20 protein-coding genes are annotated in these 20,336 nt (G+C 64.9%); 11 read left to right on the forward strand and 9 right to left on the reverse strand.

Translation table 11 applies throughout. The features are described from left to right. Positions 1-47: 47 nt before the first annotated feature. Both I6F36_RS04540 and I6F36_RS04545 read left to right on the forward strand, forming a co-directional pair. A complete protein-coding gene (locus tag I6F36_RS04540; RefSeq protein WP_225171055.1) occupies positions 48-938 on the forward strand; it encodes a crotonase/enoyl-CoA hydratase family protein in 891 nt (296 codons plus the stop codon). A 137-nt stretch (positions 939-1,075) separates the two neighbouring features. Then, positions 1,076-1,522 carry a hypothetical protein gene (locus tag I6F36_RS04545; protein ID WP_225114408.1) on the forward strand — a complete coding sequence of 149 codons (447 nt, stop codon included), beginning with the start codon at positions 1,076-1,078 and terminating at the stop codon, positions 1,520-1,522. Here I6F36_RS04545 and I6F36_RS04550 read toward each other — a convergent pair. From I6F36_RS04550 to I6F36_RS04560, 3 genes are all read right to left on the reverse strand, one after another. After that, complete coding sequence (locus tag I6F36_RS04550; protein ID WP_225132678.1) at positions 1,511-2,485, reverse strand: NADPH:quinone oxidoreductase family protein; 975 nt, start codon at positions 2,483-2,485, stop codon at positions 1,511-1,513. The genes I6F36_RS04545 and I6F36_RS04550 overlap by 12 nt on opposite strands. Next, positions 2,485-3,093, reverse strand: coding sequence for a 2-hydroxychromene-2-carboxylate isomerase (locus I6F36_RS04555; protein WP_225132679.1), 609 nt, complete (start codon positions 3,091-3,093; stop codon positions 2,485-2,487). Before I6F36_RS04555 ends, I6F36_RS04550 begins: the two co-directional genes overlap by 1 nt. Positions 3,094-3,229: 136 nt before the next feature. After that, positions 3,230-3,931 carry a glutathione S-transferase N-terminal domain-containing protein gene (locus I6F36_RS04560; RefSeq protein ID WP_225132680.1) on the reverse strand — a complete coding sequence of 234 codons (702 nt, stop codon included), beginning with the start codon at positions 3,929-3,931 and terminating at the stop codon, positions 3,230-3,232. 118 nt (positions 3,932-4,049) lie between these two features. Here I6F36_RS04560 and I6F36_RS04565 point away from each other — a divergent pair, with 118 nt between their 5' ends. After that, positions 4,050-5,072: a methionine synthase gene (locus I6F36_RS04565; protein WP_225132681.1), complete on the forward strand. Its 1,023-nt coding sequence runs from the start codon at positions 4,050-4,052 to the stop codon at positions 5,070-5,072. A gap of 25 nt (positions 5,073-5,097) precedes the next feature. On the opposite strand, the gene I6F36_RS04570 is transcribed toward I6F36_RS04565, so the two are convergent. The 3 genes from I6F36_RS04570 to I6F36_RS04580 are packed head-to-tail and all read right to left on the reverse strand — an operon-like array spanning position 5,098 to position 7,085. Further along, positions 5,098-5,760 (reverse strand): hypothetical protein, encoded by a 663-nt coding sequence (locus I6F36_RS04570; protein WP_225132682.1) that lies wholly within the window; start codon positions 5,758-5,760, stop codon positions 5,098-5,100. Positions 5,761-5,783: 23 nt separating this feature from the next. After that, the gene (gene gpt, locus I6F36_RS04575; protein WP_036015348.1) at positions 5,784-6,311 is read right to left on the reverse strand and encodes a xanthine phosphoribosyltransferase; all 528 of its coding nucleotides are present in this window, start codon (positions 6,309-6,311) and stop codon (positions 5,784-5,786) included. Positions 6,312-6,347: 36 nt separating this feature from the next. Further along, the gene (locus I6F36_RS04580; RefSeq protein WP_036046217.1) at positions 6,348-7,085 is read right to left on the reverse strand and encodes a molybdopterin-binding protein; all 738 of its coding nucleotides are present in this window, start codon (positions 7,083-7,085) and stop codon (positions 6,348-6,350) included. Between the two features lie 278 nt (positions 7,086-7,363). On the opposite strand from I6F36_RS04580, the gene I6F36_RS04585 reads away from it, so the two are divergent. The 6 genes from I6F36_RS04585 (at position 7,364) to I6F36_RS04610 (ending at position 12,986) form a co-directional block, all read left to right on the forward strand. After that, the gene (locus I6F36_RS04585; RefSeq protein WP_036015353.1) at positions 7,364-8,782 is read left to right on the forward strand and encodes a circularly permuted type 2 ATP-grasp protein; all 1,419 of its coding nucleotides are present in this window, start codon (positions 7,364-7,366) and stop codon (positions 8,780-8,782) included. A 4-nt stretch (positions 8,783-8,786) separates the two neighbouring features. Next, entirely contained in the window at positions 8,787-9,731 is a 945-nt protein-coding gene (locus I6F36_RS04590) for an alpha-E domain-containing protein (protein WP_036015356.1), read from the forward strand. Positions 9,732-9,927: 196 nt separating this feature from the next. Further along, positions 9,928-10,776, forward strand: coding sequence for a transglutaminase family protein (locus I6F36_RS04595; protein ID WP_036015358.1), 849 nt, complete (start codon positions 9,928-9,930; stop codon positions 10,774-10,776). 66 nt (positions 10,777-10,842) lie between these two features. After that, positions 10,843-11,250: a carboxymuconolactone decarboxylase family protein gene (locus I6F36_RS04600; protein WP_225171056.1), complete on the forward strand. Its 408-nt coding sequence runs from the start codon at positions 10,843-10,845 to the stop codon at positions 11,248-11,250. Positions 11,251-11,442: 192 nt separating this feature from the next. Then, entirely contained in the window at positions 11,443-12,201 is a 759-nt protein-coding gene (locus I6F36_RS04605) for a proteasome-type protease (RefSeq protein WP_036046219.1), read from the forward strand. A gap of 26 nt (positions 12,202-12,227) precedes the next feature. Next, positions 12,228-12,986 carry an SDR family oxidoreductase gene (locus I6F36_RS04610; protein ID WP_036029803.1) on the forward strand — a complete coding sequence of 253 codons (759 nt, stop codon included), beginning with the start codon at positions 12,228-12,230 and terminating at the stop codon, positions 12,984-12,986. A gap of 241 nt (positions 12,987-13,227) precedes the next feature. Here the strand turns inward: I6F36_RS04610 and I6F36_RS04615 are convergent, their stop codons facing one another. Then, positions 13,228-14,466, reverse strand: coding sequence for an MFS transporter (locus tag I6F36_RS04615; RefSeq protein WP_036029811.1), 1,239 nt, complete (start codon positions 14,464-14,466; stop codon positions 13,228-13,230). A 159-nt stretch (positions 14,467-14,625) separates the two neighbouring features. On the opposite strand from I6F36_RS04615, the gene I6F36_RS04620 reads away from it, so the two are divergent. Next, positions 14,626-15,876, forward strand: coding sequence for a NupC/NupG family nucleoside CNT transporter (locus tag I6F36_RS04620; RefSeq protein ID WP_225132683.1), 1,251 nt, complete (start codon positions 14,626-14,628; stop codon positions 15,874-15,876). Positions 15,877-15,996: 120 nt separating this feature from the next. Here the strand turns inward: I6F36_RS04620 and I6F36_RS04625 are convergent, their stop codons facing one another. Both I6F36_RS04625 and I6F36_RS04630 read right to left on the reverse strand, forming a co-directional pair. Beyond that, positions 15,997-17,196: a rhomboid family intramembrane serine protease gene (locus I6F36_RS04625; RefSeq protein WP_225132684.1), complete on the reverse strand. Its 1,200-nt coding sequence runs from the start codon at positions 17,194-17,196 to the stop codon at positions 15,997-15,999. Positions 17,197-17,347: 151 nt separating this feature from the next. Beyond that, the gene (locus I6F36_RS04630; RefSeq protein WP_036029806.1) at positions 17,348-17,875 is read right to left on the reverse strand and encodes a cupin domain-containing protein; all 528 of its coding nucleotides are present in this window, start codon (positions 17,873-17,875) and stop codon (positions 17,348-17,350) included. A gap of 291 nt (positions 17,876-18,166) precedes the next feature. Here I6F36_RS04630 and I6F36_RS04635 point away from each other — a divergent pair, with 291 nt between their 5' ends. Further along, positions 18,167-20,296 carry a tetratricopeptide repeat protein gene (locus I6F36_RS04635; protein ID WP_225132685.1) on the forward strand — a complete coding sequence of 710 codons (2,130 nt, stop codon included), beginning with the start codon at positions 18,167-18,169 and terminating at the stop codon, positions 20,294-20,296. The last annotated feature ends 40 nt before the right edge of the window (positions 20,297-20,336 follow it).

Consider the following 20,336-nt stretch of genomic DNA (forward strand, 5'->3'; position numbering starts at 1 on the left):
AATGACGTGCTAGAGAGAGCGACAAAGAAACAGGGAAGGAAACCACCATGGCGTATGAGACGATCAAGTACGAGGTCGCCGATCAGATCCTCACCATCACGCTGAACCGGCCCGAGAAGCTCAACGCCTTCAACGCGCAGATGCAAGCCGAACTGATCGACGCGTTCGACGCCGCCGACAAGGATGATAACGTCCGCGCCATCATCGTCACCGGCGCCGGCCGCGGCTTTTGCGCGGGCGCCGATCTCTCCTCCGGTGCCGACACGTTCGATCGCGACGCGCGGCGCGGGCCGGTCAAGCGTTTTGCCGACGGCAAGGTCGACTATAGCGACCCGCAGGTGCGTGACGGCGGCGGCCAAGTGACGTTGCGCATCTTCAAATGCCTCAAGCCCGTGATCGCGGCGGTGAACGGCCCGGCCGTCGGCATCGGCGTCACCATGCAGCTTGCAATGGATATCCGCATCGCCTCGGAGGCTGCGCGGTTCGGCTTCGTGTTCTCCCAGCGCGGCATCGTGCCCGAGGCGGCCTCGAGCTGGTTCCTGCCGCGCATCGTCGGCATCTCGCAGGCGCTGGAATGGTGCTATTCGGGCCGTGTCTTCCCGGCGCAGGAAGCGCTTGCGGGCCGCCTCGTCAGCAAGGTCGTGGCCCCCGATGATCTGCTGCCGACCGCCCGAGCGCTCGCCAAGGAGTTTGCGGCAAAGACCGCGCCGGTGTCGGTCGCGCTGATCCGCCAGATGATGTGGCGCATGATGGGCGCCGACGATCCCATGGAAGCCCACAAGGTCGACAGCCGCGGCATCTACGCCCGCGGCCGCTCGGACGACGTGAAGGAAGGCGTGGTGTCGTTCCTGGAGAAGCGGCCGGCGCAGTTCAAGAACAAGGTGTCGACCGACATGCCGGATTACTTCCCGTGGTGGACGGAGCGCGAGTACAAGTGACGAGCGCGTAGCGCGCCATAACGCGCAACTCGGCTGTTTGATCCATGCCAAGTGCGCATGGACAGTCGGTCGACAGGCCTGCTGCATCGCAAAACCACCTTGCTGTATCGTTCGCATCGCACAGGGAAGCGATGCCGATGCAACTTTGCCTGCGAATGGCGGCTCTCGCGCCACTCGTCCTTGCCGGCTGTGCCGAGCAGGACGCCGAGTGGGCGCAGCGCGGACGAGCCAGCTTGATCGGTCTCGACCAGTCGGCGATCCGCATGTGCGCCGGCCTGCCGGCCGGAACCGCCAAGGACGGTTCGGGCGAGATCTGGATGTACGAGCACGCGGCGAGCCCTCCCGGCGGCATCGCGCCGCCCACGCTCACGCTTCCGCCCGGCCTGAATATCGGAGGCCAGGCGCCTTCGGGCTATTGTCGCGTGCAGTTGCGCTTTGCTCGCGGCAAGGTCACCGAGGTGCAATATGCCGGGAATACCGACATCGGAAATGCGCGTGACGCCGTCTGCGGCCAGATCGTGCGGACCTGCCTCGGCTATGCGCCGGGCGGCCGCGACACCGTCGCGCGGACGTCACATCAGTAGCGCGACGCGTCCGATCGCCTTGCGGTCGAGCAACAACCGCATCGCCTTCGCATAGTCCTTAAGCGGCAGGCGGTGCGAGACGTTGGGGCGCAGCTTGCCCTCCTCCGCCCATTGCAAAAGCGCCTTCAGGCGGACCTCGCCGAGCGCAGGATTCTTCCGCACCGCTTCGCCGGCGCGTACGCCGAGCACGCTGGCGCCCTTGATCAGCAGGAGATTGGTCTTGGCCGAGCCGATGCCGCCGGTGAAGCCGATCACCAAGAGCCGCGCGCCCCAGGCGATGCAGCGCATCGAATCTTCGAAGACCCGGCCACCGACGGGGTCGAACACGACGTCGGCGCCGCGGCCGTCGGTGATGCGCTTGACGGCATCGCGGAACGGCTCGCGGTCGTAGCGGACGAGATGATCGGCGCCGCGCGATTTCGCGATTCTGAGCTTCTCGTCGCTGGAGGCGGTCGCGATCACGGTCGCACCCAGCATCTTGCCGATCTCGACGGCGGCAAGGCCGACGCCGCCGCCGGCACCGTGGACCAGCAGCACCTCGCCGGGTGCCACCCGGCCGCGATCGATCAACGCGTGATAGGCCGTGCCGTGGCCGGCGAGATAGGTCGCAGCCTCCGCATAGTCGAAGGTGGACGGCATGGGGGTGAGTTGCGACGGCATCACCACCGCTTCATCCGTGAAGGCACCAAAGCGCATCTTCACAATGACCTTGTCGCCGACGGCAACGCCGCTTGCCTCCGATGCCACCTCGATGACGTCGCCGGCCGCTTCCATGCCCGGCGTGAACGGCAGCTCCGGCTTGAGCTGGTATTCGCCGGCGGCCATCAGCACGTCGGGGAAGTTCAGCCCGGCGGCGCGGATGGCGACGCGCACCTCGCCCGGCCTCAGCGCGCGGGGCGGAAACTCCTCCAGCAGCAAACGCTCGGGCGCGCCGAGCTCGCGGCAGACGACGGCGCGCACCATCAGGCCGCGCTCGCCTTGCTGCGCTGAAGCGCTTCGCGGATCAGCGGCAGGCGGTCATTGCCGAAATACATGTCGGTCTTGTTCACGAAGATCGTCGGCGAGCCGAAGCCGCCGCGCGCGATGACCTCCTCGGTATTGGCCTTGAGCTGGTCCTTGATGCCCTGCTCGGCAATACCGGCGAAGAACTTCTGCTCGTCGATGTCGACCTTCCTGCAGATCTCCGCGAGCACCGCGTCCTGCGAGATGTCCTTGTCCTCGCCCCAATAGGCCTCGAACACTGATGTCGCGAACGGCACCATGTCCTGACCGAGCCAGAGGCAGCCGCGCATCACCTTGACGCTGTTCACCGGGAACACCGTCGGTGGCATCTTGATGGCAAGACCCGCCGAACGTGCCCAGTCGGCGAGGTCCTTCTTCATGTAGCGCGCCTTCAGCGGCACCGGCTTCTCGCGCTGCGCGTAGACGCTCGGATTGACGGTGTTGAAGATGCCGCCGACCAGGATCGGACGCCAGGTGATGTCGGCCCCGAACTTCTTGGCGAGCGGTTGGATGTTGTGGAAGGCTAGATAGGTCCAGGGGCTGGAGCAGTCGAAGAAGAATTCGATCATGGGGGTTCCTTTTTGCTGTCATTCCGGGGCGCGCCGCCTTTGGGCGCGAGCCCGGAATCCATTTCGCCTCTCGTTACGCAGCCTGATGGATTCCGGGCTCGCGACTTCGTCGCGCCCCGGAATGACGGATGTGGCACTACCTCTTTCCCAACACTTCCTTCGCACGCTGTCCGAACATGATCTTGCGTGATTCCTCGTCGAACGGCTCTTTCACGAATTTTCCGATCGCAAGCCCCGCCTGCACCTGCGGCCTTGCCCGGACCTCGGCATACCAGCGTTTCACATTGGGATAGTCGTCGAGCGTAAAACCCTGCGCCTTGTGGGTCATGGTCCAGGGGAAGCAGGCGATGTCGGCGATGGAATAGTCGCCGGCGACATAGGCGCCGGTCCTGGCCAATTGGCGATCGAGCACGCCGTAGAGCCGCGCCGCCTCGTCGCGATAGCGCTCGATTGCGTAAGGGATCTTCTCGGCCGCATAGAGCGCGAAATGGCCGTGCTGACCGAGCATCGGCCCGAGGCCCGCCATCTGCCACATCACCCATTGGATCGTGCTGGAGCGGCCGCGCCAATCGGCGGGCAGGAAGCGGCCGGTCTTCTCCGCGAGATAGATCAGGATCGCGCCGGTCTCGAACGCCGAGAACGGCGCGCCGCCATCAGCGGGCTCGTGGTCGACGATCGCGGGAATGCGGTTGTTCGGAGAGATCGCCAGGAACTCAGGATTGAACTGCTCGCCGGCGCGGATATTCACGGGGATCACCCGATAGGGAAGCCCGAGCTCCTCCAGCATGATCGAGATTTTCCAGCCGTTCGGCGTCGGCGCGTAATAGAGGTCGATCATGGGCCTTCCCTTGCGCCGTCCCTAGCGCTGCCGCCAGCCAATGACGACTTTTGTTGTTCTGTACCTCGACGTTAGGACATGGCAGGAAGGGGCGCAACAACCCGCCGGGAGGGCCGCCATGCTGTTTCCAACCACGATCGCCGGCTCCTTGCCGAAGCCGGAATGGCTCGCCGAGCCGAACATGCTCTGGGCGCCCTGGAAGTCCGAAGGCGACGAGCTCGCCCGCGCCAAGCGCGATGCGACGCTGATCTGGCTGAAGATCCAGGAGGACGCCGGCATCGACATCGTCACCGAAGGCGAGCAGGCCCGGCAGCACTTCGTGCACGGCTTTCTGGAGAAGATCGAGGGCATCGATTTCGCCCACAAGGTCGAGATGGGCATCCGGAAAGACCGCTACAAGGCGATGGTGCCGCAGGTGGTCGCGCCGCTGCGGCTGAAGGACCGCGTCCATGCCTTCGAGGCGCGCGTCGCGCGCACGCACACCAGGAAGCAGCTGAAATTCACCCTGCCCGGCCCGATGACCATCATCGACACCATTGCCGACCGCTACTATGGCGACCGGGTCAAGATGGCCTTTGCCTTCGCCGAGCTCTTGAACGAGGAAGCCAGGGCCTTGCAGGCCGACGGCGTCGATCTCGTGCAATTCGACGAGCCCGCCTTCAACGTCTACATGGACGAGGTCAACGATTGGGGCATCAAGGCGCTGGAGCGCGCCGCACAGGGCCTCGCCTGCGCCACCGCCGTGCACATCTGCTACGGCTACGGCATCAAGGCCAATACGGACTGGAAGGAGACGCTCGGCAGCCAATGGCGGCAATACGAGCAGATCTTTCCGGCCATCGACGCAAGCCCGATCCAGCAGGTCGCAATCGAGTGCCGCAATTCCAAGGTGCCGCTCGACCTGCTCGCGCTGCTCAAGAACAAGATTGTGCAGGCCGGTGTCATCGACGTCGCCAGCGATACGGTGGAGACGGCCGAGGACGTCGTGAAGGTGATCGAGGCGGTGTCGCAATTCGTGCCGAAGAGCAACATCATCGCCACCACCAATTGCGGCATGGCGCCGATGCGGCGCGAGATCGCCGAAGCCAAGCTGATGGCGCTCGGCGCCGGCGCGGCGCTGGCGCGCGAGAGGCTGGGATGATGGCGGTGATCCGCAGGTCGCTCGGCTAGTCCGGAGCGGTCGGATGCAACGCCGGTCGATATCCGGCGCTGAACGCCCGTAATGTGGATGGAGGCGTCAGCAGCATCGCACTCGATAGTTCGTGCTCGGTACGGGCATAGCCGGCTGGCGACCAAAGCAGCGGCCGGCCTTTCGTCACAAGATAGCTCTGCTCGCCCTGCTGCACCATCACGCCATCGGGTAAGTCTGCGAGCGGCCCTCGCAGTGGGTGCAGGCGCTTACGGCCGTGATCCAGACGCTCCAGGTGCAGCTTTGCGTCCATCGACTTTGCGCTCACCTTGCTTGCGCCGTTTCCCCTCTCCCATGCCGCGCGAAACCGGTTGGCATCGTCACGCCGGCAGAAGAAGCATGGGCGATGTCCGGCAGCAAAGGCGGTGGCTTCGTCGAGAAAGAACAGCTCGGTCCAGCTCCGCCGCGCCATCACCGGCCGCCGCCAGCCGCGGAATTCGCACAGGCATGTGATCCAGGCCGGCGTCGACCAGCGCTTCTTCAGCAGCGTCTTCGTCGCGGGATCGTGGATGATGCCGCGATTGCCGGTGAACAGGCCGCGGTGTGGGGTGGCGATGATGTCGCCGGTGGGCGTGACTCGGTTCTGGAGGGGGCGAGTGGCGAATGGCGAATGGCGAATGGGGTCGGTGTTACTCGCCATTCGCTACTCGCCATTCGCTCTGGTCACGCCGCGCCGTCGCGCAGCGGCGGGTGGTAGGACAGTGCTGTGTCCCAGGGGAAGAAGATCCAGGTGTCCTGCGAGACTTCGGTGATGAAAGTGTCGACCAGCGGGCGTCCCATCGGCTTGGCGTAGACGGTGGCGAAATGCGCATCGGGCAGCATCTCGCGCACCATCCTGCCGGTCTTGCCGGTATCGACGAGGTCATCGACGATCAACAGGCCCTTGCCGGTGCCGCCGCCGAGCGTCATTGTCGCCTCGGAAATGCCCTTGAGCACCTGGAGCTCGCCCTGCTTGTTGTGGTCGTAGCTGGCGACGCAGACCGTATCGATGACGCGCACCCCTAACTCGCGCGCCACGATCGCGGCGGGCACCAGGCCGCCGCGGGTGATCGCAATCACCGCATGGAACGGACCGACCTCGTTAAGCCGCCAGGTCAGCGCCCGGCAATCCCGGTGGAACTGGTCCCACGAGACGGGGAAGGCCTTGCCTGCCCGCTCCTGCGCACTCAGTTCCGGTGCTTCACCAGCCATCGCCTGTCTCCTGCAATCTCGTCCGGCAATTCTCTGCTAGCGGTTGACGTTCAATCCCGCCAGCATTTCCTTCACCGCGGCCATTGCCGCCGCGAGCTTCTCGGGATCGCGCGAGCGCACCACCAGATTGGTGTTGGGCTTCTGCTCCTCGTCCATGAAGGGATAGCTGCCGATGATGGTGTCGGGATGGGCGGCAGCGATCGCCCGCAGCGGTCCGCCGATATCGCCCTCGCGCGCATTGGCCCGGACCGAGTCCGACAGCATGCGCACGCCCGACTTCAGTTTGGGCGAGACGATGTCCATCATCGCCTGCATGATCGAGGGCACGCCGGCCATGACGATGACGTTGCCGATCTTGAAGCCGGGGGCGAGGATGGTCGCGCTCTGGATCAGCTCGGCGCCGTCGGGGATGCGGGCCATGCGCAGCCGGGCCTCGTTGAGGTCCTGCTCGCTCCAGCGCTCGCGGAAGCGGGCGACGACCTCCGGGTGATGGTCGATACCGACGCCGAACGCCTTGGCCACGGCATCAGCGGTGATGTCGTCATGAGTCGGCCCGATGCCGCCCGTGGTGAAGACGTAGGTGTAGCGATGCCGCAATGCATCCAGTGCAGCGATGATATCCGGCTCGTCGTCGGAGACGATGCGGACCTCCTTCAGGTCGATGCCGATATTGGTCAGGTATTCGGCGATGAAGCCGATATTCTTGTCCTTGGTCCGGCCGGACAGGATTTCGTCTCCGATGACCAGAATGCCCGCCGTGACGATCTCGCTCATGCCTTAAGTCCCTCACCTGTGACGCCGACTTTGCCGAGGTAACGCGTTGAAGTCACGCGGTTTTGCTTCTGAAATAAGCAGTCTTCAGCCATTTTTTCAGGCACGCCGCCGGCCGTCGCCGGCAAATGCCCCCTCTCCATGCTTATCGCGCTGGCCCGGCCCTTGCTACCACATGAAAGTCATGCACTGTTGACGCATGGCCACAGGACGTTGCGGTCTCATCAAGGCCGACGCGAACTGGCGCATGGCGCAACGCCTGGGGAGACAAGTCGGGATCTATGGCAGTCGCGTTTGACGAAATGAACATTCCCGGCGGGGACCTCCGCCCCGCCTATCAGGAGCTGGCGCGCTGGCTCAAGGAGACGCCTCCCGAGGCGCTCGAATATCGTCGCCAGGAAGCTGAGCTGCTGTTTCGCCGGATCGGCATCACCTTCGCGGTCTACGGCGATTCCGAGTCCACCGAGCGCCTGATCCCCTTCGATGTGATTCCGCGGATCATGTCCGGCAAGGAATGGGCGCGGCTGGAGAAGGGCCTGAAGCAACGCGTGCGCGCGCTCAACATGTTCCTGCGCGACATCTATCACGGCCGCGACATCCTCCGCGCCGACATCGTGCCCGACGATCTGATCTTCCAAAACCCGGTGTTCCGGCCCGAGATGAACGGCCAGCAGGTGCCGCACGACGTCTACGTGCACATCGCCGGCATCGACATCGTCCGGGTCGACGCCGAGGACTTCATCGTGCTGGAGGACAACGCCCGCACGCCGTCGGGCGTGTCCTACATGCTGGAAAACCGCGAGATCATGATGCGGCTGTTTCCGGATCTGTTCGCCCGCCACCGGGTGGCGCCGGTCGAGCGCTATCCGGACGAGCTGCTCGCAGCGCTCCGCTCGGTCGCGCCGCAAAGCGCCTCCGGCGAGCCGACGGTCGCCCTGCTCACCCCGGGCGTCTACAATTCGGCCTATTACGAGCACTCCTTCCTCGCTGACAAGCTCGGCATCGAGCTGGTCGAAGGCCGCGACCTCGTCGTCAAGAACAACGAAGTGTTCATGCGGACGACGGAAGGGCTGAAGCGGGTCGACGTGATCTATCGGCGCGTCGACGACGACTTCCTCGATCCCCTCACCTTCCGTCCCGATTCGGTGCTCGGCGTGCCCGGACTGATGTCGGCCTACGCGGCCGGTAACATCACGCTCGCCAACGCCGTCGGCACCGGCATCGCCGACGACAAGGCGATCTACTCCTACATGCCCGACATCGTGAAATTCTATCTCGGCGAGGAGCCGATCCTGAAGAACGTGCCGACCTGGCGCTGCCGCGAGCCGAAGGACCTCGCTTATGTGCTGGACAATCTAAGTGAGCTCGTCGTCAAGGAAGTGCACGGCTCCGGCGGCTACGGCATGCTGATCGGCCCCGCCGCGACCAAAGCGACGATCGAAGCGTTCCGCGACAAGCTCAAGCGCGAGCCGGAAGGTTTCATCGCCCAGCCGACGCTGGCGCTTTCGACCTGCCCGACCTGCACGGCGTCCGGCCTCGCTCCACGTCACGTCGATCTTCGCCCCTTCGTGCTCACGGGCAGCAAGAGCACGACCATCGTGCCGGGCGGGCTCACCCGCGTCGCGCTCAAGGAAGGCTCCCTGGTGGTGAACTCGAGCCAGGGCGGCGGCACCAAGGACACCTGGATTCTGGACGAGTAGAGAGATGCTGTCGCGTACCGCCGAAAACCTCTACTGGCTCGCCCGCTACGTCGAACGGGCCGAATATCTCGCGCGCACCATCGATGCGACGCTGCGCGTCACCGCGCTTCCCGCCGCCTATATCGGCAAGACCAATGAATGGGATTCGGCGCTGCTCACCGCCGGGGTCGCCGCGAGCTTCTATCAGGCCTATGAGGAAGCCAACGAGCACAACGTCGTCGAGTATCTCTCGTTCTCCCAGAACAACCCGTCCTCGATCCGAAACTGTATCGAAGCGGCGCGGCTGAACTCGCGCTCGGTGCGCACGGCCCTCACCAGCGAGATGTGGGACACCATCAACTCGGCCTGGATCGAGCTTCAGGCGGTGTGGAGCAAGGGCACCTCGACGCGCGAGGACCTCGCAAAATTCCTGCGCTTCGTGCAGGAGACCTCGCTGCGCTTCGACGGCTCGGCCTATCGGACCATGCTGCGCAACGACGCCTATTGGTTCTCGCGCATGGGCGTGCACCTGGAGCGCGCCGACAACACCGCGCGCATCCTCGACGTGAAGTATCACGTGCTGCTGCCCGAGGAGGAGCATGTCGGCGGGCCTCTCGACTTCTACCAGTGGAGCTCGATCCTGCGCTCGGTCTCGGCGCTGACGGCCTATCACTGGGTCTATCGCGAGACGCTGAAGCCCTGGCTGATCGCGGACCTCCTGATCCTCAACGACACGCTGCCGCGCTCGCTCGCCAGCTGCTACGGCAACCTCGTGCGCAACCTCGACCAGATCGGCGTCGCCTATGGCCGCCAGGGCCCGGCCCAGCGCCACGCCCGCGGCATCCGCAACCGGCTGGAACACAGCAACATGAACGACATTTTCCAGCATGGCGTGCATGAATTCATTCAGGAATTCATCGCGGACAATTCCAGGCTGGGCGAAATCATCACGAAGCAGTATTTGATCTAATGTCGCTCGACTGACGACAGGGGATATTGTCATGGCCGGGCAAAAGCGCGAAGCGCGTCTTCGCGCTAGATGTCCCGGCCATCCACGTTCTTGCTTTTGCGCGACGAGGAAGAACGTGGATGCCCGGGACAAGCCCGGGCATGACGAGCTTCTTTGCGACGGCAGTCACGCCTTACAACAAACGACACGGTCCACCATGCGCCTGCGAATCCAGCACACCACGACCTATCGCTACGAGCCGCCGGCCACCAGCGTGATCCAGATCCTGCGCATGACGCCGGGCAGCCATGACGGGCAATACGTCGCGGAATGGCAGATCGACGTCTCCACCGACACCAAGCTCGACATGCATGAGGACGCGTTCGGCAACGTCACCCACGTGCTGTCCTGCGGGCCGGTCGGCGACATCCAGATCATTGCCGAAGGGCTGATCGAGACTCACGACACCGGCGGCGTGCTGCGCGGCAGCGACGAGCGTTTTCCCCCCGGCATGTTCCTGCGCGTCACCGACCTCACCTCGGTCAATCCGGCGATGACGGCGGTCGCGCGCCAGTTGCGCAGCGAGGCCGAGAGCGACACGCTGGGCTTCCTGCACACGCTGATGACGCAGGTGACCGATCACATGACGTTCGACGAGGACCCGACCAACAGCGGCACGTCCGCAGCGGAGGCGTTCACGCTCAAGCGCGGGGTCTGCCAGGATTACGCGCACATCTTCATCGCCTGCGCCCGCGCCGGCGGCGTGCCGGCGCGCTTCGTCTCCGGGCATTTCCTGCGTGCGGACGACACGGTGCACCAGGACGCCGGCCATGCCTGGGCAGAGGCTTACGTGCCCGATCTCGGCTGGGTCGGCTTCGATCCCGCCAACAGCATCTGCGCCACCGACGCGCATGTCCGCCTCGCGATCGGGCTCGACTATCTCGGCGCGGCCCCGGTGCGCGGCACGCGCTACGGCGGCGGCACGGAAACGCTGACGGTGGCGGTGAAGGTCGAACAGGCCGGCCGCGGCGGGCAGTCGCAATCGCAGTCCCAGCGGCAGAGCTAGGAGTCGCCAGCCGAACACATTCGGCGTGCTACATTTGCGGCGTCAAATCAGACCCGCGAGGTAGCCATGGCGACAGTGAAACTGCTTTCGGATGATGAACTCTCGACTCAAGCGCGCGCCGTTTTCGACGACATCCGCAGGGTGCGGAAATCGGACTTCGTCAACAATTTCTGGCGCGCGCTGGCCCATGATCCGAAGACGCTGCGGCGGACCTGGGAGAGCATCAAGGAGGTGATGGCTCCCGGCGCGCTCGATCCCAAGGTCAAGGAAATGCTCTACGTCGCCGTCTCGATCGCGCATGGCTGCAGCTACTGCATCCACTCGCACACGGCCGCGGCACGGGCCAAGGGCATGAGCGAGGCCGAATATGGGGAGCTGCTCGCCATCGTCGGCATGGCCGCGGAGACCAACCGGCTGGTGACGGCGCTCGGCGTGCCGGTTGATGAGGCGTTTCTGGTGAATGCCGCGGACTAAATTGCCGTCTCGCACCGTCATTCCGGGGCGCGCGTCGCGCGAACCCGGAATCCATCTGGCCGCAGAGTTGGTGGAGGAATGGATTCCGGGCTCGCGACTTCGTCGCGCCCCGGAATGACGGACCCAATCGGGGGTTGGAGTGGCCCTTGAAATTGGCTAGTAATTCCGCGCAAACGCGTTCGGGGACTGGAAATGACCTATTGCTGCGGAATCCTGGTTCGGGACGGTCTGGTGATGATCGCCGATACCCGCACCAATGCCGGCCTCGACAATGTCTCAACCTTCCGCAAGCTGCACATCTTCTCCAAGCCCGGCGAGCGCATCATGGCGATCGCCAGTGCCGGCAACCTCGCCATCAGCCAGTCGGTGCTGTCGACGCTGACCGAGGGCCTCGAAGATCCCAATACGGGCGAGATCGAGACGCTGATGAACGCACCGACCATGTTCCAGGCCGCCCAGCGCATCGGCCGGGCGATCCGGGCGGTGCATGCCACCGAAGGGCCGGCGCTGAAATCCGAGGACGTGTCCTTCGACGTCTCCTTCCTGTTCGGCGGCCAGATCAAGGGCGCGCGGATGCGCCTGTTCATGGTCTACACCGCCGGCAATTTCATCGAGTGCACCACCGACACGCCCTACCTGCAGATCGGCGAGCACAAATACGGCAAGCCGGTGCTCGACCGCGCCATGCATTACGACGTCGAGCTCTATGAGGCGCTGAAGACCGGCCTGATCTCGATGGACTCGACGATGCGCTCGAATCTCGGCGTCGGCCTGCCGATCGACGTGCTGGTGGTGCGCAACGAAGCCTGCGAGGCCGATCTCAACCATCGCATCGAGGCAGGCGAGCCCTATTTCCACGACCTGCGCTCGCGCTGGTCGGCGGCCTTGCGCGCGGCGCATCAGAACATTCCGCGCCCGCCCTACAAGAACGACAAAGAACCCAAAACCTGACAGCAGAAGAGAAAAGGCAGGAAACGATGAGTGAAGCGAAAAAAATCGCATTGGTGACGGGCGCCGGCACCGGCGTCGGGCGCGCGGCGTCGCTGGCGCTGATGAACACCGGCTTCACCGTGGTGCTCACAGGCCGCCGGCTCGACATGCTCGAGGAGACGGCAAAGCTCGGTCCCGCGGGAAAAAGCCTCTGCGTCACCGCCGACATGACCAAGCCGGACTCCATCGCCGCGCTGTTCGACAAGGTGAAGGCGACCTACGGCCGGCTCGACGTGCTCTTCAACAATGCCGGCATGGGCGCGCCGGCCGTCAACTTCGAGGATCTCAGCCTCGAGCAATGGCAGGCCGTGGTGAACACCAACCTCACCGGCCCGTTCCTGTGCACCCAGCACGCCTTCCGCATCATGAAGGATCAGACCCCGCGCGGCGGCCGCATCATCAACAACGGCTCGATCTCGGCGCACGCGCCGCGGCCATTCTCGGCGGCCTACACCTCGACCAAGCACGCCATCACCGGCCTCACCAAGGCCAGCAATCTCGACGGCCGCATGTACGACATCGCCGTCGGCCAGGTCGACATCGGCAATGCCGCAACCCCGATGACCGACCGCATGGTCAACGGCCCCGGCGTGCTGCAGCCCGACGGCACCACCAAGCACGAGCCACGCATGGACGCGAAAGCAGTCGGCGATGCCGTGGCCTACATGGCCAGCCTGCCGCTCGATGCCAACGTGCTGACCATGACGGTGATGGCGACCAAGATGCCGTTCGTCGGGCGGGGCTGAACAAAAAAGCGCGAAAACAACCCCATGCACAGTAGGCGTCAAGAGGCGCCTGCTGCTGCCGGGCTGCGGGCGTGACGCGAGTTAAGTCCCCACGCCATCTCAACAATCGTCATTGCGAGCGCAGCGAAGCAATCCAGGCTGCCGCCGCGGTGAGATTCTGGATTGCTTCGTCGCACCAGCGCAAAATTGCTACGCAATTTTGTCGCGAGCTCCTCGCAATGACGTTGAGAGAGCGGAGGACCTACTCCAGGCTCTCCACCTTGCGCAGGGCTGGAAACAGCTTCATCCAGAGCAGCGCCACTGCGACGGTGGCGACGCCGCCGAGCACGGCGGCAGGCATGGCGCCGAGCAGCGCGGCTGCCACTCCGCTCTCGAACTGGCCGAGCTGGTTCGAGGCGTTGATGAACAGGAAGTTCACCGCGCCGACGCGGCCGCGCATCTCGTCGGGTGTCGACAGCTGCACCAGCGAGAAGCGGATCACGACGCTGATCGTGTCGGCCGCACCGAGGATTGCAAGCGACAGCACCGACAGCCACATCCAGGACGACAGCGCGAACACGATGGTGGCGAGGCCGAACACGATCACGGCCTGGAACATGCGAAGGCCCACATGCCGGGAGATCGCGTGGCGCGCCAGCACCATGGTCATCAGCAAGGCACCGACCGCAGGCGCGGCGCGCAGCACGCCTAACCCGACCGGGCCGGTCTGGAGGATGTCGCGGGCATAGATCGGCAGCAGCGCCGTGACGCCGCCGAACAGCACGGCGAACAAATCGAGCGAGATGGTCCCGAGGATCGCCGGGTTGCTGCGAATGAAGCGGACGCCGGCGAAGATGTTGTCCGAGTCCATCCCCTCCCTCGCGATCGCCTGCGGGCGCGGCCGGATGAAGCCGGTCAAGATCATCCCCAAGACCCAGAACAGGACCATCACGGCATAGGCAAGGTGCGGGGCGACCGCATAGGCGATGCCGCCGAGCGCAGGTCCCGTGATGGTCGCGACCTGCGCCGCCCCACTGGAGACGGCAGTGGCGCGCTGGAGCGAGCCCTGCGGCGCGATCAGCGGCAGCAGCGCCGCCGTGGTCGGGCTCTCGAACGCGCCGGCGATTCCGAGCAGGAAAGTCGCGATGAAGATCTGCACTTCGCTGACCGCGCCGAGATAGGTGATGGCCCCGAGATAGAGCGCGGTCGCGGCCTCCACCAGCTGGCAGAGCTGGACGACGCGCTTGCGCTCGTAGCGATCGGCGGCGTGGCCGGCGACGAACACCAGAAGAGCGGTGGGCAGGAACTGGACGAGACCAACCATCCCGAGGTCGAACGCCGAGCCGGTGAGATCGTAGATCTGCCAGCCGATCGCGACGGCCGCGATCTGGCTGGAGAAGCGCGACAGGCTGCGCGAGAGCAGGAAGAACAGGAAAGCGGGATGGCGGAGGAGCTCACCGGCGGTGACCGGTCGATGTCCGGATATTGGCTGCTCTGGCATCGCCTCTTCGGTCACGCTCGGACCGCTCTTTCCCTCGATATCGAAGGCCTCCCGCGTGGCCGAGGTGGCCCCGCTTGTCAACACTGGTCGTTCCCGGCTGCTCCCGGCATTGCCTTTGCAGCGCAGGCACGGCCATAATCATCGAGGGTTTGGGACATCATGCTGCGCCTGCAATCTGCACTCGGCATTTTCGCATTGCTGCTGATCGCCTTCGCGCTGGCGGAAAATCGTCGCGCGGTGTCGCTGCGCCAGGCGGCGATCGGCCTTGCCGCGACCTTCGTCACCGCCCTCGTGCTGCTGAAGCTGCCGGTCGTCGCCCATGCCTTCGGCGCCATCAACGAGGCGGTCGGCGCGATCTCGGCGGCCTCGCGGGCCGGCTCCGCCTTCGTGTTCGGCTATATCGGCGGCGGACCCCTGCCCTTCGACCTGAAGGCGCCAGGCGCGGACTTCATCCTGGCGTTCCAGGCACTGCCGATCGTGCTGGTCATGAGCGTGCTCACGACGCTGCTGTTCTATTGGCGCGTGCTGCCGCCGATCGTCCGCGGCATGGCCTGGCTCTTGGAGCGCACGCTCGGCGTCGGTGGCGCCGTCGGGCTCTCGACCGCTGCCAACATCTTCCTCGGCATGGTCGAGGCGCCGCTGTTCGTGCGGCCGTATCTGGCACAGATGACGCGCAGCGAATTGTTCCTGGTCATGACCGGCGGCATGGCCGGCATCGCCGGCACCGTGCTGGTCCTATATGCGACGCTGCTGGCGCCGCTCATTCCCGACGCCGCCGCGCATTTCGTCATCGCCTCCGTGCTCGGCGCGCCGGCGGCGATCCTGGTCAGCCTGATCATGGTCCCTGAAACCTCCGACAAGCGCACCGGCGGCGCGCTGGAGGATCCGCAGATGGAGGTCGCCAGCACGATGGACGCGATCGTGAAAGGCACCAGCGCGGGCATCGAGCTGCTGATCAACATCGTCGCGATGCTGCTGGTGCTGGTGGCGCTGGTCTATCTCGTCAACGCAATCCTCGGCCTGCTCCCGCACGTCGGCGGCGCCGCGATCTCGCTGCAGCGGCTGCTCGGCCTCGTCATGGCGCCGGTGTGCTGGCTGATGGGGTTGCCGTGGGATCAGGCGATCACCGCCGGCAGCCTGATGGGCACCAAGACCGTGCTGAACGAATTGATCGCCTATGTCGACTTCTCGAAGCTGCCGCCCGATACGCTCGATCCGCGCTCGCGCCTGATCATGCTCTATGCGATGTGCGGCTTCGCCAATTTCGCCAGCCTCGGCATCATGATCGGCGGCTTAGGGGTGATGGCACCGGAGCGGCGCGAGGAGATCAACGCGCTGGGTCTGAAGTCGATCGTGTCGGGGACGCTGACGACGTGTCTGATGGGAGCGGTGGTGGGGGTGCTGGCGTAGGCTCTCTTTCCACGCGTCATTGCGAGCGAAGCGAAGCAATCCAGACATGCGTCCGCGGAGACAGTCTGGATTGCTTCGTCGCAAGAGCTCCTCGCAATGACGGCGGCGAGAATCTTTGCATCAACCGCACAATTTCGACTTCTGCAGGATGCGACGCACCTCGGGCATCTTGGCACGGCATGGCTCGGCCGCCATGGCCTTCGCCTCGCTGGTTCGGCCCTGCACCCACAGCAACACCGCCATCAAGCCCTGCGCCCCGGAGCGCACCGGCCCACCCGCCACGTCCGAAGCTGCGAGCGACATGGCGGTTTGCGCTTCCCTCTCGGCGGCATTGATATCCGCTTGTTCCAGGAAGAAGACAGCACGGTAGACGTGAGCCCGCGCGTCTTTCGGGTAGCGGCTAACGAGATCGAGCGACCGGCTGGCCATCTCGTCGCCCTTCATCGGCACTTCCGAGGCGCGGATATAGTGCGCGGCATCGGCCATGTAGGCCGAATAATGCGCGGCGGCGAAGCCGGCGCAGATGAGAGATCCGATGGATCCTGCCAGCAAGGTCATGCTCGCGCTCCGCGGCAGGCTGTCATAGGACCAGAAGGCGAGCCACGGCGTGACGGCGAGCGCGGCGCCGGCCACCGCACCGCCTGCGTGGGCGTAATAGTTGACGTTGCCGGAAGCGCCAAAGGCCATTGGCAGCAGTGCGGGAACACCGAAGAACAGCGACGTCTTCAGCCTCGATATGGTCTGATCGGCGTCCGCTTCGGGATCGAAGCTCGCCACGAACAGCGCGGCGATCAGCCCGGTGACGGCGCCGGACGCACCGACGCCGACCGTGCCGGGGCCGTTGCCCAGCAGCGAGCCGGCCTCTCCGGCCAGTGCACTGGCAACGAAGATCAGCGCAAACCAGCCGCGGCCGATCAGCGACTCCAGCCTGACGCCGACGATGAACAGCGCAACGCAATTGCTCACGAGGTGCCACCCGCTGCCATGCAGAAGCGGCGCAAGGCCGATTCGCCACCACTCCCCCCGTCCGACGACGAGATCGTAGCCGGACGCGCCCTGAGCGATCAGCGAGCGCACATCAATGTCGCCGTCCCGCGCGATGTCGATGGCGAGACTACGCTGCAGAACGAAGATCAGGACCAGACCGAAGATCAGGCCTATGGTGAGGAAGGGGATGTCGGCCAGAAGCTTGTTGTCGGCAAAAAGCGTCTCCTCGCTGGAAGAGGGCTTCTCTATGGCGATCGGCGCGGCGGCGGCTTGAAACGATGCTCTTGGAGCTGGCGCTACGGTGCCGCGTCGGCCAAAAGTGTTGGTCGCCATGAAAGCATTTCCCGCGTTGACACAGCCTTGAGCTGACGCGAGAGGTATTTTCGACTGGTTAGCACCAGGCTTGCGGGGCGGCCGAAATCATCCCGATTGCTGACCGCCCGGTTTCTCGGATCGACCGCATTTTAGCGATCGAGAGTTGCGCTTACGCCTTCAGCTCCACCGTCTTGAACTCAGCGGGGAGGATCACCTCCAGCAGCTCCACGTCGTCCGAATAGTCCAGGATCATGTGCCTGATCTTCGGCGGCTGGGTCCAGGCGCTGCCTTGCTGCATCAAGGTCTCGCCCTGCCCGTCCATATAGGTCTTCACCCAGCCCTTGAGCACGTAGACCATCTGGAATTCGACGTCGTGATAGTGGAGCTTGGACACCTCGGCCGGGTTGCAGGGACCTTGCAGGCGGATCACATGCGCCTGCGCGAGGCCATGGGTCGCCTCGCCGATGCCGAGATCGCGATACTTCGCGTAGGCGCGCAGGCCGTCGGCCTTGAAGTCTTCCTCGCGGTGATGGCTGACGGCGATGCGCTGCTTCGGACGTGCGGGCTTTTTCGCAGCGGCAGTGCGCGCCTTCGCCTTCACGGCCTTGCGTGCCGAGGATCGCGCCGCCGCCTTGGCGCCACTCCGCTTCTTCACCGCGGTCTTCAATGCGGGCCTCGATGCCTTTTGCTTGGCCATTGTCTGCCTCCCTGTTTCTGAGCCGCCGTCGCGCGGTATGGCTTGAAGGTCAGCTTATCCAGTCGTGGGCGAGGCAGCAATCGCAGAGCTGGTCGTGTTGAGTAGTGCCGCATCCGCGCTGTCACCCTCCCCCTCCAGGACCCTCCCCTGGAGGGTAAGAGGCTGAGGCCAATCACGCGATCACCGTATCGGATCGTAGCTTGCCCCAAGCTGGCGCGTCGGGCTGGGGGCGTCTCGTCTTCGTTCTCGCGCTGAACTAGTCTCGCCCGGGACATCCGGGGGAATTGATTCATGGGCAGCAATGTCGGTCAGCGTGCATTTCAAAATGCCCGGCTTCAGAAGCGGCAAAAGGTCGACGTGCTGCCCTTGCTCGGGCAAGCGCTCGAGTTGCACAAGAAGGGACGCTTGCCCGGGGCCAAGGCTGCCTATCGCCAGCTCCTGCAGATCGCGCCCAATCAATTCATCGCGCTGCATATGCTCGGCGCGTTGGAGTCCGATGCTGGGAATTATCAGCAGGCCGAGAGCCTGCTGAGCCGGGCGGTTGTCGTCGATCCGCGATCGGCCGAAGCCCATATGAGCCTGGGCGTCGCGCTGAACGGGCTGAAACGTCACAATGATGCCCGCGAGAGCTATCGCAAGGCGCTCGCCTTGCGGCCCAACTACGCCCTCGCTCTCTCCAATCTCGGGAACGCGAGCGCGGCCCTGGATCGCTACCAGGAAGCGCTCGACAGCTACGATCGGGCGCTCGCCGTCGACGCAAACCTCGCCGAAGCCCACAACGGCCGCGGCTCCACGCTCTGCCGTCTGCGCAACTACGACAAGGCTCTTGCAAGCCTGAACCGCGCGCTCGCGATCAAGCCCGACTATGCGGCGGCGCTGGCGAACCGCGCCGTGGCACTCCGGGAGCTGCAGCGATTCGACGAGGCCATGGCGGATTGCAACCGGGCAATCGCCCTCGCCCCTGACGACGTGAACGGATGGCTTTGGCGCGCCAATGTCTTGCTCCAGACCCGGCAGATGGCCGAGGCACTATCCGATTGCGAAAAGGCGCTCGCGATCGCGCCCGATTCCGATCAGGCTCACCTGGTGCTGGGCCTTTGTCTTGCCGCACTCGGCCGGGTCGACGAAGCCCTCGCCAGTTTCGACAGAGCCCTCGACATCCGGCCCGATCTCGAGAGCGCGATCTCCAGCAAGATCTTCGCGCTCGATTTCGTGCCGGACGCCAGCGTCGAGCAGCATCAGCAGGCGCGACGCGTATGGTGGGAGCGGATCGGCGCGAAAATCGCTTCAGAAGCGGCCGCCCCCCATGACAACAGCCGCGATCCGGATCGTCGCCTGGTGCTCGGCTACGTCTCGTCGGACTTCAACGCGCATTCGGCTGCGCTCATCTTCAAGCCTGTCCTGCAACACCACGACCGCGCCCGGTTCGAAATCGTTTGCTATTCGTGCTCGGCGAAAGTCGATGCGACGACACGCGAATTTCAAGGCATCGCCGATCGCTGGCGCGACGCCTCGCAATGGAGCGACGATCGCCTCGCCGCCCAGATTCGCGACGATCGCATCGATATCCTGATCGATCTGTCCGGCCATACAAAAGGAAACCGCCTCGGCATATTTTCGCGCAAGCCGGCACCGATCCAGGCGCACGGCTGGGGCCATGGCACCGGCACCGGGTTGCCGACGATCGACTATCTGTTCTCGGATCCGGTCGGGATTCCGCACGAGGTTCGGCATCTGTTTGCAGAGACGGTGGTCGACCTGCCGTGCTTCGTGACGCTGGCGCCGCTGCCGGCCGGGATTACGCGGGCCGGAACGCCGGCGCTCTCGAACGGCTTCGTCACCTTCGGTGTCTTCAACCGCATCAGCAAGATCTCGGACGAGGCGGCGGCAGTCTGGTCCAGGATCCTCGAGCGGGTGCCGGGCTCGCGCCTCCTGATCAAGGATGTTGCGCTCGACGATCAACTCGTCCGCGACAAGCTGCTGGCGCGATTTGCGGCTTGCCGATTGCCGGCCGAACGCGTCGATCTGCTCGGGGCCACGTTGCGGGACGAGCATCTGGCATCGTTCAATCGCATCGATATTGCTCTCGATCCGTTCCCGCAGAACGGCGGCGTCAGCACATGGGAAGCCCTGCAGATGGGCGTGCCCGTGGTGGCGAAGCTCGGCAACAGCCTGCCCGGCCGCGCTGCCGGCGCCATCCTCACCGCACTTGGCCTGCCGGACTGGGTCGCCGATAGCGAGGGGGCCTATGTCGAGATCGCGGCCAGCCGCGCGGCCGAGACCGGCGAGCTCGACAAATTGCGCCGCGAACTGCCCGCAACGATCAACGCTGCGGCCGCGGGCAACCCCATCTCATATGCACGAGCGGTGGACGCGGCCTATCGCGCGATGTGGACGCGTTATTGCAGCGGCGGCGTCTGATTGCGTGATCTCGTAGGGTGGATTAGCCGAAGGCGTAATC

Source organism: Bradyrhizobium sp. BRP19 (assembly GCF_020194195.1).
GTDB lineage: Bacteria > Pseudomonadota > Alphaproteobacteria > Rhizobiales > Xanthobacteraceae > Bradyrhizobium > Bradyrhizobium yuanmingense.